The organism is Janthinobacterium sp. SUN073, from assembly GCF_030397665.1.
In the GTDB taxonomy this organism is placed as follows: Bacteria; Pseudomonadota; Gammaproteobacteria; order Burkholderiales; family Burkholderiaceae_D; genus Janthinobacterium.
Window position 1 is genome coordinate 532,957 of record NZ_JAPUBT010000002.1, and the last position, 14,749, is coordinate 547,705.

The following is a 14,749-nucleotide window of genomic DNA, read 5'->3' on the forward strand; positions in this document are numbered from 1 at the left end:
TATCAGGCTGTAAAGCGCCCTATAATACCAATGATGAAGCCAACCAATCTGATTATTCTCGTATTGTTTTATTCACGCCATGGCGCCACGCGCCAGTTGGCCGAGCTGATAGCCCAGGGAGTGGAAAGCGTGCCTGGCTGCGACGCGCGCCTGCGCACCGTGCCCGCCGTCTCCACGGTGGCCGAGGCCACCGCGCCGGAAGTCCCGCCTGATGGCGCTCCTTATGTGGAACTGGAAGACTTGCAGGACTGCGCGGGCCTGGCCCTGGGGTCGCCCACGCGCTTCGGCAACATGGCCGCCGCCATGAAGTACTTCTGGGATGGCACGGCCAGCGACTGGCTGGCTGGCAGCCTGTCCGGCAAGCCCGCCTGCGTGTTCACGTCCACGGGCAGCCTGCACGGCGGCCAGGAATCGACCCTGCTGTCGATGATGATCCCCCTTTTCCACCATGGCATGCTGGTCATGGGCCTGCCCTACACGCATCCCGAGCTGATGACGACATCCACGGGCGGCTCGCCATATGGCGCCACGCACTGGTCGGGCATCGCTGGCGACAAGGCGCTCAGCGACGATGAAAAACGCCTGGCCATCGCCCTGGGCCGGCGCCTGGCGGAAAACGCCGCGAAACTGGCGGGCGCATGATGCACGGCATACTGCACAAGTATTTTCACTGGGGCGCCATCGCCAGCCTCGTCACCCTGATCATCTGGTGCCTGCTGTGGGAAACCATCGTCGCGCCGCTGCAGCCGGGCGGCTCCTGGGTCGTCCTGAAGGCGGCGCCCCTGCTCATTCCCCTGTACGGCGTGATCAAGCGCGACGTCTATACACTGCAATGGTCGTCGATGGTGATCCTGCTGTATTTTACAGAGGGCGTGGTGCGCGGCTACAGCGACACGAACGCCACCTCGGCCATGATGGCCTGGGGCGAGGCGGCCATCGTCTGCATCTATTTTGCCTGCGCCGTGCTGTATCTGCGTCCATATAAGAAGGCCGCCAAGCGCATGGCCAGGGAACTGCTGGAAAAAGTGAATAAAGTGAGCATCAAAAAATGATCGAACAAGCAGTGCATGACCAAGCCGACTTCCTCGCCGCCTGCCGCAACCTGCTGGGCGACACCTATGTCCTTACCCTGGACGCCGACATGGCGCCCTTCCTCACCGACTGGCGCGACCGTTTTACAGGCAAGGCCCTGGCCGTGCTGCGCCCCGCCACGGTCGACGAAGTGGCTGGCGTGCTGCGCGCGTGCGCGCAATGGCAAGTCCCCGTCGTGCCGCAAGGCGGCAATACAGGGCTGGTCCTGGGCAGCATCCCGGACGCTGCTGGCACGGCCATCGTGCTGTCGCTGGCGCGCCTGAACAGCATCCGCGCGCTCGACCCCGTCAACCGCACCATCACCGTCGACGCGGGCTGCATCCTGCAAACCATCCAGGAAGCGGCGGCCGCCGCCGGCTGCCTGTTCCCCCTGTCGCTGGCGGCCGAAGGCAGTTGCACCATCGGCGGCAACCTGGCCACCAACGCGGGCGGTACGGCCGTGCTGCGCTACGGCAATACGCGCGAGTTGTGTCTGGGCCTGGAAGTGGTCACGCCGCAGGGCGAGATCTGGAGCGGCTTGCGCGGTTTGCGCAAGGACAATACCGGCTACGACTTGCGCGACCTGTACATCGGTGCTGAGGGCACCCTGGGCGTGATCACGGGTGCGGTGATGAAACTGTACCCGCAGCCGAAAGCCTGCATCACGGCGCTGGCTGCCATGCCCTCGCCCGCCCACGCCCTGCGTTTGTTAAGCCTGATGCAGGACCATTGCGGCGCCAGCCTGACGGGTTTTGAACTGATGTCGCAGTATTGCTTGCAACTGGTGGCGCAGCAGTTCCCCCAGCTGCCGCGCCCATTTACCTCCCCGCATGGCCAGTACGTGTTGCTGGAGCTATCCAGCAGCCAGTCCGAGGCGCACGCCGTGGAATTGCTCGAAGCGAGCATCGGCGCGGCGCTGGAAGACGAGTTGATAGAAGACGCCGTCGTCGCCAGTTCCGTGGCCCAGTCCGAAGGCCTGTGGCAGCTGCGCGAGCACATTCCGCTGGCGCAGGCGCAGGCGGGCAAGAACATCAAGCACGATATCTCGCTGCCCATTTCCCGCATCGCCGATTTCATCGCCGTCACTGACGTGGCCCTGGAAGCGGCCTTCCCCGGTTGCCAGCTCGTATGCTTCGGCCACCTGGGCGACGGCAACCTGCATTACAACGTGGCGCCGCCGCCCGGCATGACGGACACGGTTTTCCTGTCCAACCAGGATGCCATCAACCGCATCGTGCACGACAAGGTCCACGCTTTTGGTGGTTCCATCTCGGCCGAACACGGCATCGGCACCCTCAAAAAGGACGACCTGGCGCGCTACAAATCGCCGCTGGAACTGCAGCTGATGCGCGCCGTGAAGCAGGCGCTGGACCCGCAGAACATCATGAATCCGGGGAAGATCCTGTGAGAACACCATTCTTCCTGTTCGCCATCTGCGCCAGCATGGCCGGCCATGCTGGCGCGCAGGACGTCTACAAATGCGTGCAGGATGGACAGACCAGCTACAGCACCGCGCCCTGCACGGGCGGCCAGTTGCAGATCCTGGAAATCCCGCCTCCCCCGCCTGCCGTCGACAAGGGCGCGGCCACGCGCCAGCAACGGGTGGCCAGCCAGATGGAAGCGGCGCGCAAGAAGCAGGAAAATCTGGCAGACCAGGCGCGCGAACGGGCCGCCAGGCAGAAGGAAACGCATGACAAGCATTGCGCCCAGCTGCGCCTGGAGCAAAAATGGGCGGAGCAAGACGCCGTCGGCGCGGGCGACAAGAACCGCGACGCGGCGCAACTGAAAGCGCGGCGCGCCGGCGAACGCCTGGCCGTCGAATGCGGCAATTGAGTGCGCCGCTGGCCAGCCCGGCGACGACGCGCCTGCTGTCGCGCTGGCTGCTGCTGGGCGAATGGCGCGCGCATCCCGTGCGCGCCCTCGTCGCCATACTCGCCATCGCCATCGGCGTGTCCTTGGGCTTTGCCATCCATTTGATCAACGCGGCCGCCTTCAACGAATTTTCCACGGCCGTCAAAAGCCTGTCCGGCCAGGCCGACGTGCAGGTGGCCGGGCGCGAAGCGCTGTTCGATGAAAGCATCTACCCATGGCTGGCGCAGCGCGACGGCGTGGCCGTGGCCTCGCCCGTGCTGGACCTGCACGCCGCGGTGGCAGACGGTGCCGGCAAGGACGGCGGTCCGCTGCACATCCTGGCGCTCGACGTCTTCCGCGCCGGCTTCATCTCGCCCGACCTGATCGGCGCGTCCGCCGAGGGCCAGCCTTTCGACACCCTGGCCGACGACGCCATCTTTTTATCGCCGGCCGCCTTGCGCTGGCTAGCTGTGGCGCAGGGCGACACGATTGCCCTGCAATCGGGTACGGGCCAGGTGCCGCTGCGCGTGGCCGGTTCGCTGCAGCGCGCGCGCGCCGGCCAGCGCATCGCCGTAATGGATATCGGCGCGGCGCAGTGGCGTTTCAACAAACTGGGCAAGCTGTCGCGCATCGATCTGAAACTGCGCCAGGGCGTCAACCGCGATGCCTTCCAGTCGGATCTCGCGCGCGCACTGGAAGCGCAATACCCGGGGCGCTTCCAGGTGGGCCAGCCGAATGACGAAAACCAGAATAGCCGCAACAATAACCTCAGCCGCGCCTACCGGGTCAACCTGACGGTGCTGGCCCTGGTGGCCCTGTTTACGGGCGCCTTTTTGGTGTTTTCCACGCAGGCGCTGTCCGTCATCCGCCGCCGCGGCCAGTTCGCGCTGCTGCGCGTGCTGGGCATGGAGCGGGGACAATTGCTGCGCCAGGTGCTGCTGGAAGGCGCCAGCCTGGGCGTGGTCGGCGCCGCGCTGGGCATCGCCGGCGGTTATGCCATGGCCGCCGTGGCCCTGCGCTTCTTCGGCGGCGACCTGGGCGCCGGCTATTTCGCGGGCGTGCAGCCGCAGGTGCAGTTCACGCCCGTCGCCGCCTTCGTGTATTTTGCGCTCGGCCTCGGTGTCGCCTTGCTGGGCTGCGCCGCGCCCGCGCTGGAAGCGGCGCGCGCGGCACCCGCCATCGCCCTGAAATCAGGCAGCGAAGAAGTGGTGACGACGCGCCTGGCAAAAACCTGGCCCGCGCTGGCTTGTTTGCTGCTGGCCGGTGCCCTGACGTTCTTGCCACCCGTGTTCGAGCTGCCCCTGTTCGGCTATCTGTCCATCGCCCTGCTGCTGATCGGCGCCATCGCCCTGATGCCGCAGCTGGCGGCCGTCGTCTTCCGCTTCCTGCAGCGCGCCTGGCTGCGCACGGACACGAGCAGCCACGCGCCCGTGCGCAGCCTGACCCTGTCCCGCCTGGCGAACGCCTCGGGCCAGGCTGGCATCGCGCTCGGTGGCGTGCTGTCGAGTTTCAGCCTGATGGTGGCGATGGCCATCATGGTGTCAAGTTTCCGCGTTTCCGTCGACGACTGGCTGCTGCAGATCTTGCCGGCCGATGTGTATACGCGCACGGCCGCCAGCGGCGGCACGGCGGGCCTGAACCCGCGCGAACAAGCCGCCATCAGCGCCCTGCCCGGCGTGGCCAGGGTGGATTTCCAGCGCCTGCGCTCGCTGTCGCTGGCGTCCGACCGCCCGAATGTGATGCTGCTGGCGCGCCCCGTCAACCTGGCCGATCCGGGAAAAAGCATGGTGCTGGTGGGCGATACCCTGCCCGTGCCAGCAGGTAGCCTGCCCGTCTGGCTGTCCGAGGCGGCGGCCGACCTGTACAACCACAAGCCGGGTGACAGCATCAAGCTGCCGCTGGCGGGCGGCTTGCACCGGTTCTTCATCGCCGGCATCTGGCGCGACTATGCGCGCTCGTCCGGCGCCATCCAGATGCCGCTGGACGACTACCGCGCGCTGACGGGCGACCTCGATGTCAGCGATGCGGCCCTGTGGCTGGCCAAGGATGCCACGGGCGACGCGCTGCAGCAGCGCCTGAAAGCGCTGCCCTTCGGCGCCAGCCTGGAAGTATCGAACCCGTCGGCCATCCGCGCCCTGAGCCTGCAGATTTTCGACCGCAGCTTCGCCGTCACGTATTTATTGGAAGCCATCGCCATCGTCATCGGCCTGTTCGGCGTGGCCGCCACGTTCTCCGCGCAGACCCTGGCGCGCGCCCGCGAATTTGGCATGCTGCGCCACGTGGGCGTGACGCGCGGGCAGATTTTAGCCATCCTGGCGCTGGAAGGCGGCGCGCTGACAGCGCTGGGCATCGCCACCGGCTTTGTTTTGGGTCTGTTGATCAGCTTTGTGCTGGTCTTCATCGTCAATCCGCAATCGTTCCACTGGACCATGCAACTGCACTTGCCGTGGCCCTTGATCGCCACCGTGGCCGCCGCCCTGCTGACGGCAGCCGCCCTCACTGCCCTCATCGCGGGCCGGCAAGCCCTGTCCGCTGGCCCCATCCGCGCCGTCAGGGAGGACTGGTAATGCGCCATGTGACTTGTTTATTGTTGTTCTGCAGCGCCGCCGCCATCGCCGCGCCGCCCGCCTTCGCCCCCGTCACGCCGCTGCCGGCCGGCCAAAGCCTGCGCCTGCCGCACGATTTCGGCGCCCATCCCGCGTACAAGACGGAATGGTGGTACGCCACGGGCTGGGTCAAAACCGCCGGCGGCGAGCAGCTGGGCTACCAGGTAACCTTCTTTCGCAGCGCCACGGCGACCGATGCGGATAATCCCAGCGCGTTTGCGCCGAAACAGCTGATCATCGGCCATGCGGCCCTGTCCGATCCCAAGGTGGGCAAGCTGCTGCACGACGAGAAAAGCGCGCGCGAAGGCTTCGGCCTGGCCTACGCCAAGGTGGGCGACACGGATGTGAAACTGGACGACTGGCGCATGCAGCGGCAAGCGGACGGCAGCTATCAGGTCAGCCTGGCCGCGCGCGACTTTACATTGCAGCTGACCCTGACCCCCACGCAGCCCGTGCTGCTGCAAGGCGTTGGCGGCTACTCGCGCAAGGGCGCGCGGCCCGCGCAAAGCAGTTACTATTACAGCGAGCCGCAGCTTGCTACCCGTGGCACGATCGCGCGCGCGGGCGGCAAGCCCGAAGCCGTGACGGGCACCACCTGGCTCGATCACGAGTGGTCCAGCCAGGTGCTCGATGCGGACGCCAGCGGCTGGAACTGGATAGGCGCCAACCTCGATGATGGCGGCGCGCTGATGGCCTTCCAGATCCGCAGCAAGACAGGTGCTAAACTATGGGCGCACGCGACATGGCGCGATGCGTCCGGCAAGACAACGCAGTTCGCCCCCGGCGACGTCGATTTCACGCCCACGCAGCTGTGGCGCTCGCCCCGCACGCAAGCCGAATACCCGGTCGCCACCGAAATTCGTACGGGCCCCACGCGCTGGCAAATCAAGCCGCTGCAAGCCGACCAGGAACTCGATTCGCGCCGTTCGACAGGCGCCGTGTACTGGGAAGGCGCCGTGACGGTGGAGCGCGATGGCCAGCCCGTGGGCCGCGCCTACCTGGAAATGACGGGCTACGTGCAGCCGATGAAGTTATAAACAGTACCGCAAGCAAAAAGTAAATCAAAGCGAAAAACAATGACAACCAGCACAGAAACAGGCAGCACGAGTACCACAACCGCCACAGCAACTCCCGACACCGGCACCAGCCGCGAACTGAAGAAAGGCAGCCTGGCCGCCTTCAAGGGCTTGATGCCCTTTTTGACGCCGTACCGCAAGCAGTTCTTCCTGGCCGGTATCGCGCTGGTGGTGGCTGCCGCCTCCACCCTGGCCATTCCTGCCGCCTTCAAGCAGATGATCGACCTCGGTTTCGGCGGCGCGGCCGGTTCCAAGAGCATCCAGCATGTCGACCTGGTCTTCCTCGCCCTGTTCGGCGTGGCGTCCATCCTGGCGCTTGCCACGGCGGCGCGCTTTTATACGGTGTCGTGGCTGGGCGAGCGCGTCACGGCCGACATCCGCAGCGCCGTGTACCGCCACGTCGTCACGCAAAGCCCGGCATTCTTTGAAACCACGCAGACGGGCGAAGTCCTGTCCCGCATCACCACCGACACGACTTTGATACAGGCCGTGGTCGGCACCAGTATCTCCATGGCGCTGCGCAACGTGCTGCTGTTCCTGGGCGGCCTGGTGATGCTGTTCGTCACCAGCGCCAAGCTGGCCGGCATCATCATCGGCTTGCTGATCCTCGTCGTCGTGCCCATCATCGTGTTTGGCCGCCGCGTGCGCAAGCTGTCGCGCGATTCGCAGGACCGCATCGCCGATGCGTCGGCCATGGCGGGCGAAATCCTCAACGCCATGCCCACCGTGCAAGCGTTTACGCACGAAAAAATCGAATCGAAACGCTTTGGCGACTCCGTCGAAGGCGCCTTCATGACGGCCATGCGCCGCATCCGCGCCCGCGCCCTGCTGACCATGATCGCGATTTTGCTGGTCTTCGGCACCATCGTCTTCGTGCTGTGGCTGGGCGCGCGCGCCGTGCTGGAAGGCTCGATGACGGGCGGCGATCTGGGTCAGTTCATCCTGTACGCCTCCATCGTGGCCGGCGCCATCGGCGCCCTGTCCGAAGTGATGGGCGAAGCGCAGCGCGCCGCTGGCGCCACCGAGCGCCTGCTGGAATTGATGGCCGTCAAATCGGAAATCGAGTCGCCTGTCACGCCCCTGCCGCTGCCCGCGCGCGCGGCGAACGGCGCTTCGCTGTCGCTGGACGATGTCATGTTCTCGTATCCCTCGCGTCCGGACACCCACGCGCTCGACCACGTCAGCCTCGATATCCGCGCCGGCGAAACGGTAGCCGTCGTGGGTCCGTCGGGCGCCGGCAAGACCACGCTGTTCCAGCTATTTTTACGTTTTTATGACCCGCAAAGCGGCAGCATCCGCCTCGATGGCGTGGACATCAAGCAGCTCGACCTGCACACCCTGCGCGACGCCATCGGCATCGTGCCGCAAGATACCGTGATCTTCTCGGCCGACGCCATGGAAAACATCCGCTATGGCCGCGCCGGCGCCAGCGACGAGGAAGTCATCGCCGCCGCAAAAATGGCGGCCGCCCACGAATTCATCGAGCGCCTGCCGAACGGCTACAAATCCTTCCTCGGCGAACGGGGCGTGCGCCTGTCCGGCGGCCAGCGCCAGCGCATCGCCATCGCCCGCGCCCTGCTGAAAAACCCGCCGCTGCTGCTGCTCGACGAAGCGACCAGCGCGCTGGACGCGGAATCGGAACGCCTGGTGCAAAAGGCGCTGGAGGCGGCCATGGTGGGCCGCACCACCGTCATCATCGCGCACCGCCTGGCCACCGTGCAGCGGGCCGACCGCATCATCGTCATGGAAGACGGCAAGATCGTCGAGACGGGCACGCATGCGTCGTTGGTTGCGCTCGGCGGCATTTACGCCAATTTGGCGGCCCTGCAATTCCATCACGTACAGCTCAATCCAGCGGAATAATCATGAACGCACTTTTTCACGCCAACCTGGGCATCACCGATTTCTGGACCTTTTTACTGGGGACCATCTTCATCGTCATCCTGCCCGGCCCCAATTCCATGTATGTGCTGTCGGTCGCCGCCCAGCGCGGCGTGCGGCCCGCCTACCAGGGCGCCTTCGGCATCTTCGCCGGCGACCTGATTTTGATGGTGCTGTCGGCCTGCGGCGTGGCCTCGCTGCTCAAAGCCAGCCCGGCCCTGTTCTATGTCGTGAAATACATCGGCGCGGCCTACCTGGGCTGGATTGGCCTGCAGATGCTGATAGGCTGCTGGCGCAAGCTGCGCGCGCCCGCACCGGCTGAAGGCGAAGCGGTGGCGGTAACGGCCCCCGTCAAGGAAAGCGACCCGTTCCGCAAGGCCCTGATCATCAGCCTGATGAATCCGAAGGCGATCCTGTTCTTCATCTCGTTTTTCATCCAGTTCGTCGACCCGGCCTTTTCAAAGCCCGTGCTGTCCTTCATCGGCCTGGGCCTGATCTGCCAGGTGATCAGTTTCAGCTACCTGACGGCCATCATCTTTGTCGGCGCGCGCCTGGCCGAGACCTTCCGCCGCCGTCGCCGCCTGTCGGCCGGCATGGGCGGCGGCGTGGGCGCCATGTTCATCGGCTTCGGCGCGAAGCTCGCCACGGCTACCCTGTAAGGAACTACCGTGAACGAGCTTGAGCTGCGCCAGCGCTGCCATACCATCCTGCCGGGCCACCGCCAGCCCACGCCAGCGGCCACCTTCGCCGCCATGGCCGCCTGGTGCGAGGCCAACGACATCGCGCACGACACCTATGGCGAAGGCGCGCTGATCGAACAGTTCGAAAACAAGATCGCCAATCTGCTTGGCTTCGAGGCGGCCGTGTTCTGCATCACGGGCACCATGACGCAGGTGACGGCCCTGCGCCTGGCCTGCCAGGACCGGGGTTCCTCGCTGGTGGCGCTGCATCCCACCTCGCACATCCTGCGCCACGAGCGGGGCAACCATGAGTTGCTCGAACACTTCAAGGGTTTGATGATCGGCGACCCGCACCGTCCGTGGACGGTGGATGACTTGCGCGCCGTGCCCGATGCGCTGGGCGCCGCGCAGGTCGAACTGCCGATGCGCGAAATCGGCGGCCAGTGCCCTTCCTGGGATGAGTTAAACGAGATCAAGCGGCATTGCCGCGAGCACAATATTCACCTGCACATGGATGGCGCGCGCCTGTGGGAAGCGCAAGCGGGTTTTGACCAGCCCCTGCCCGCCATCTGTGACGGCTTCGATTCCGTCTACGTGTCGCTGTACAAGGGCATCGGCGGTCTCGGTGGCGCCATGCTGGCCGGCAGCCGCCCGTTCGTCGAACGGGCGCGCGAGTGGTTCCGCCGCCAGGGCGGCAACATCGTGCACCGCACACCCTACGTGGTGGCCGCCGCCATGCAGTTCGACGCGCGCCTCGCCGCCATGCCCCGCTATTTTGAACGCACGCAGTGGCTGTACGCGCTGCTGCGCGACTTTCCGAGCATCGCCGTCAACCCTGCGCAGCCGCAGGCCAACATGCTGCACCTGCATTTGCCCGTCGCGCGCGAGCGGGCCATCGCCATCCGCAACCAGGTGGCGCAAGACCACGGCATCTGGCTGTTCAGCCGCGCCAGCCACGCGGCCCTGCCCGGGCACAGCGTGGTGGAATGGTATGTGGGAGATCAGTTGCTGGACCTGCCGGACGATACCGTGCGGCTGGCCTTGACCTTGCTGGATCAGGCGATGCGCGCCAGGGAATGATCATGGTAGGTCGGGTAGGTCGGGTTAGCGCGCAGCGCGTAACCCGACACCACCACCGTCGTGCCCAAAAAAAAAGCGCCCGAAGGCGCTTTTTTCCTTTCATGGCGGCCGGGTTGGCCGCCACTACCTGCTTAGAACTTGTAGTTATAAGCGAGACCGATCAACTGCATGCGGGTCTTGAACAGGCCCTTGGTGGTTTCACCGTTGCCGGTGCAGCCAGTCATCACCGGCGAGCAGAGATTCTTGTAGTTGACGTCAGCATCCTTGAAGTCGATATAGCTGTAGGCCAGGTCGAGCGAGGAATTGGCGTTCAGCTTCCAGTTCGCGCCGATCGAGTACTGCATGCGATCGCTGTCCGGCAAGGCCGGGTGGCGCAGTTCCGCGCTGCGTACGGGTGCCTGGTCATGCGCAATACCGGCGCGCAGCATCAGACTCTCGCTGTACTTGTAGTTGGTGCCCAGCGAGACGCGGTAAGTGTCTTTCCAGTTCTGGCGAATGCGCTCGGCGCCTTCGGCCGTTGGCGGGAACTGGATATCCAGGTTCTCCAGGCGCGAAGTGCGGGTCCAGGTGACGTCGCCCATCAAGGCCCATTTATCGTCCATCTGGTGGAAAGCATTGATCGATACGGTTTCCGGCGTACGCAGTTCGACCAGCGCCTTGGAGTTGACCTTGCCCGATGCGGCGCTAATGAAGCCATTCACGGCCGCATTATTCGATACTTGCGAGAAGTCCCAAATCGTGTCGCCTTTCAGCTTGTGCGAAATCGACGAGCGGTAGGAAATACCGAAGCGCGTGCCTTCATTCATCTGGTACAAATAGCCCAGGTTGAAGCCGAAGCCCCAGTCGTCGCCATCCATCGAGGCGTGGCCATCCTTGGCGCCTTCCAGTGCAGTACGGGCAGCCAGCGCGGCAGCCATACCTTGTGCCTTAGCAACACTCGCCAGGAAGGCCCCCGAGGCAACCGGATTCGCGCTCAAGGCCTTGACTGTACCCGGCACGTCCACCGCCTGGCCCAGTTCCGCCTTCATGTACTCGGCCGTGATGCCGAAACCGAACGAGTGGTGCTGGTCCAGCTTGAACGACACGGAAGGATTCAGGGCGATGGCTTCCAGCTTGATGTTGGTGATCGCATAGCGGCCGCTCCAGTTGTTGCCATAGTCGAGCTTGGCGCCGTATGGCACGAACAGGCCCATGCCGACGGTCCATTGGTCATTGACCTTCTTGCTGGCGTACACGGCTGGCGCGAAGACCGCATCCGGCGCGTAGTCCTTGGTCGTGCCGCCCGTCGGCGTGCGCAGGAAATTGAAGGAACCCTTGTCCTGGAACGTCGAATGCGGTACCACCAAAGTGCCGCCGCCCACGAACTGCGTGCCTTCCAGGCGCGACAGGCCGGCCGGGTTGTAGAAAATGGTCGAGGCGTCGGCCGCTTCGGCGCCGCTGGCATCGGCCGTGCCCTGGGCGGACACGCTTTGCGAACCAAAACGGTAGCCCGATGCCTGGGCGGTGGAAGCGAAGCCGGCGCATGCGACGGCGATGAGGAGGGGCAGATATTTATGTTTCAAGTTAGTCTCTCTTTATTATATGAAGTGTCTTCGTCACATTGTCTCGGGTAGCTCAACCTCACCCGTCCTGCACTGTTCTTGCCGCCGTGAACTCCAATTCACTGACGGCATGAGCGAAGCATATAATATTTTTTAAAAAAAAGCGAACGTTCGCTCTTTTTATGAAACAGCGTTGTTTTCCTCACAAATCACGGGGCTGTAGGGAGGCAGCACGGGCGCTGGAAGCGGTATCAGAAAGCGCTGCTGCATCAGCGCCAGCATCTGTTCGGCCGGCACGGGGCGCGAAATGAAATAGCCTTGCACTTCGTTGCATTGCAGCGCGCGCAGGATGTCGAGCTGCTCGCGCGTTTCCACCCCTTCGGCCACCACGCTCATGCCCAGCGCATGCGCCATCGACAGGATGGCGCGCACGAAGACCTCGCCCTGCTCCGAACGACCCAGCTCCATGGTGAAGGCGCGGTCGATCTTCAAGCCATCCATGGCGAACTTCTGCAGCTGCGACAGCGAAGAATAGCCGGTGCCGAAATCGTCGACCAGCAGGCGCACGCCCAGCGCGCGGATGGCCGACAGCTGCTCCACGGCGCGGTTCTGCTCATCCATCATGGCCGATTCCGTGATTTCCACCTCGATCAGCCGCGCATCGATGCGATGGCGCGTCAGCGCGGACGCCAGCACCTGGTGCACGTCGCCACGGCCGAACTGGCGCGCCGAGACGTTGATCGATACGGGTACCATTTCCAGCCCGCTGGCTTGCCAGCGCGCCATTTGCAGGCATACCTTCTCGATGACGACCTCGCCCAGTTGCGAAATCAGGCCGCTGCTCTCGGCCACGGGAATGAATTCCAGCGGCGGCACCATGCCGTGCTGCGGATGGTGCCAGCGCACCAGCGCCTCCATGCTGCACAACTGGCCGCTCATCGCGTCGACCCGCGGCTGGTAGACGACGAGGAACTGGTCCTGCTCCAGCGCCGTCACCAGGCTTTGCTCCAGTTCGCGGCGGTTGCGGATGGTTTCGAACAATTCCGGCTGGAAGAAGCGGTGATGGCCCTTGCCCGCCACTTTCACGGCGTACATGGCGATATCGGCATTCTTCAGCAGCACTTCCGTTTCGGCGCCATCGCGCGGATACAGGCTGATGCCGATCGAGGCGCCCATCTTGTGGCGTTCGCTGCCCAAATAAAACGGTTCGTCGAAGGCGATGGCGATGCGCTGCGCCACCTGCTCGGCACGGCTGTCGTCTTCCACCGGGTCGAGCACGACGACGAATTCATCGCCGCCCAGGCGTACCACATGATCGCCCGGCCGCAGCACGGCCTTCAGGCGCAAGGAGGCGGCGCGCAGCACTTTATCGCCCTCGGCATGGCCCTGCGTGTCGTTGATATCCTTGAAACCGTCGAGGTCGATGAACAACAGCGCCAGCATCTGCCCCGCAATGGCGGCGCGCCCCAGGGCGCCGGGCAGGAATTGCTGCAGCCAGTAGCGGTTGGGCAAGCCCGTCAAGCCGTCTTCATTGGCCAGGCGGCGCAAGTCGCGCTCGTGCTCCTTGGCCGTGCTGATGTCTTGCAGGGTGACGGCCAGGCGGTCGCCGCTGCGCACCAGGCGCCGGCGGATCCAGCGCAGCTTGAAGGGGTTACCTTCCGGCAACTCGATCTCTTCCTCGGAAAAGCCGGACTGCATGGCGGCCCGGTAGTTATGGATCAGGTCGCGGAAATACGGCTCGTGGGCACGCGACTGCAGGCGCATGCCCAGCAATTGTTCGCGGCGCACGCCGAAGTAGCCGGCGCCCGGCTCGTTGCAGTCGACGATCTCGAAGTCGAGGATGCTGCCATCCGTGCCACGCAGGGCGGCGATGATATAGAAGCCGTCGCTCGTGCCTTCGGTGGCCATGCGGTAAGCGTTGCGCACGCCTTCGGACTGGTGGTGGCGCCATGCCAGGCGCAGCGACAGCACGGTGGCGACGGCGGCAAAGGCCAGCAGCAGCACGGTGACGGCCAGCGCGATGCCGATGTAAATGGTGCGCGTCTCTTCGTAGGGGTGCAGCATTTCGCCGTCCGACAGGCCGACCACGGCCGTAAACGGATAGGCTTTCAGCGCCTGCCAGCCTACATAGCGGCTTTGCTTGTCGGAAAAAGCGATCCTGCCGCCAGAATGCATGGCGCCGCTCTCCGTTTCCAGGAAGCTGGTATCGAGAAACGGCGTGCCTTCACCGCTCTGTGTCGGCAGCACGCGCGAACCGAGGCGCGTGCTGAACAGCTCGCCCTCTTCGCCCACCATGGCGGACATGCCGAACTTGCCGAAATTAACACTGTTATAGAATTCGCAAAAATAGCTGGAGTGAATGGAAATGAGCAGCACGCCGTCAAAATTGCCATCCTCGTCTTCCAGCCGGCGCGTGAAATGCACGAGGCTTTCGTCCGCGCCGGGCAGCGCGGCCTCGCTGGCTGCATTGGCCTTCCCCAGCGCGATGCGCAGCGCGCTGGAATTGCTGCGCCAGTGGCGCAGCAGGAAATCGCTGCGTTCGTTGACCCGCAGGCGCTGCAGCGGCGCCGTGGCCGTCACGGGGTGGCCCTTGCGGTCGAGGATGGCGACGATGGCAAATTGCGGCAAGGCATACATGCCCTGCGTCTTCAATTGATCGAGCCGCAGCTGGCCGCGCGAGTTTTCCCACTCATACTTGAGCTGCAAGGTCAGCTGGTCCATCTGCTCCAGGGTGCGCAGCAGGTACTGGCCATACGCTTTCGACAAGGAAGACACACTGTCGAGCGCCTGCTGCTGCGCCACCTTCTTCTCCGCCTCCAGCTGCAGCAAGGTGGCCGTCCACAGTACCGCGCACAGGACCAGTCCCAGCAAGGGCCAGGCCAGGATCAGGCGCAGGTTGGCCTTGAGAAAATCGGCCCTGCTCATCTCCACCACGGCGGCGTTATTATTATTCACAAATTGTC

General features: G+C 64.6%; 11 protein-coding genes. 9 read left to right on the plus strand and 2 right to left on the minus strand.

What is annotated here, in order from left to right:
* The first annotated feature begins 33 nt into the window (after positions 1–33).
* Genes wrbA through O0882_RS10410 form a run of 9 tightly spaced genes read left to right on the plus strand, consistent with a single transcriptional unit; the run spans position 34 to position 10,245 of the window.
* Positions 34–642 carry an NAD(P)H:quinone oxidoreductase gene (wrbA, locus tag O0882_RS10370; protein ID WP_289947629.1) on the plus strand — a complete coding sequence of 203 codons (609 nt, stop codon included), beginning with the start codon at positions 34–36 and terminating at the stop codon, positions 640–642.
* Positions 639–1,052, plus strand: a complete 414-nt coding sequence (locus O0882_RS10375) for a DUF2069 domain-containing protein (protein ID WP_289947631.1) — start codon at positions 639–641, stop codon at positions 1,050–1,052. Before wrbA ends, O0882_RS10375 begins: the two co-directional genes overlap by 4 nt.
* Complete coding sequence (locus O0882_RS10380; protein ID WP_289947633.1) at positions 1,049–2,479, plus strand: FAD-binding oxidoreductase; 1,431 nt, start codon at positions 1,049–1,051, stop codon at positions 2,477–2,479. Before O0882_RS10375 ends, O0882_RS10380 begins: the two co-directional genes overlap by 4 nt.
* Complete coding sequence (locus O0882_RS10385) at positions 2,476–2,904, plus strand: DUF4124 domain-containing protein (RefSeq protein ID WP_289947635.1); 429 nt, start codon at positions 2,476–2,478, stop codon at positions 2,902–2,904. The genes O0882_RS10380 and O0882_RS10385 overlap by 4 nt, the downstream gene beginning before the upstream one ends.
* Positions 2,892–5,489 carry an FtsX-like permease family protein gene (locus tag O0882_RS10390; protein ID WP_289947637.1) on the plus strand — a complete coding sequence of 866 codons (2,598 nt, stop codon included), beginning with the start codon at positions 2,892–2,894 and terminating at the stop codon, positions 5,487–5,489. The genes O0882_RS10385 and O0882_RS10390 overlap by 13 nt, the downstream gene beginning before the upstream one ends.
* A complete protein-coding gene (locus O0882_RS10395) occupies positions 5,489–6,565 on the plus strand; it encodes a carotenoid 1,2-hydratase (protein ID WP_289947639.1) in 1,077 nt (358 codons plus the stop codon). The genes O0882_RS10390 and O0882_RS10395 overlap by 1 nt, the downstream gene beginning before the upstream one ends.
* A gap of 39 nt (positions 6,566–6,604) precedes the next feature.
* On the plus strand, positions 6,605–8,467 hold the full coding sequence (locus tag O0882_RS10400; RefSeq protein ID WP_289947640.1) for an ABC transporter transmembrane domain-containing protein: 1,863 nt from the start codon (positions 6,605–6,607) through the stop codon (positions 8,465–8,467).
* A 2-nt stretch (positions 8,468–8,469) separates the two neighbouring features.
* Entirely contained in the window at positions 8,470–9,144 is a 675-nt protein-coding gene (gene leuE / locus O0882_RS10405; RefSeq protein ID WP_289947641.1) for a leucine efflux protein LeuE, read from the plus strand.
* Positions 9,145–9,153: 9 nt separating this feature from the next.
* On the plus strand, positions 9,154–10,245 hold the full coding sequence (locus O0882_RS10410) for a beta-eliminating lyase-related protein (RefSeq protein ID WP_289947643.1): 1,092 nt from the start codon (positions 9,154–9,156) through the stop codon (positions 10,243–10,245).
* A 131-nt stretch (positions 10,246–10,376) separates the two neighbouring features.
* Here the strand turns inward: O0882_RS10410 and O0882_RS10415 are convergent, their stop codons facing one another.
* The gene (locus O0882_RS10415) at positions 10,377–11,807 is read right to left on the minus strand and encodes an OmpP1/FadL family transporter (protein WP_289947645.1); all 1,431 of its coding nucleotides are present in this window, start codon (positions 11,805–11,807) and stop codon (positions 10,377–10,379) included.
* Between the two features lie 159 nt (positions 11,808–11,966).
* Positions 11,967–14,741: an EAL domain-containing protein gene (locus tag O0882_RS10420; protein WP_289947646.1), complete on the minus strand. Its 2,775-nt coding sequence runs from the start codon at positions 14,739–14,741 to the stop codon at positions 11,967–11,969.
* Between the last annotated feature and the right edge of the window lie 8 nt (positions 14,742–14,749).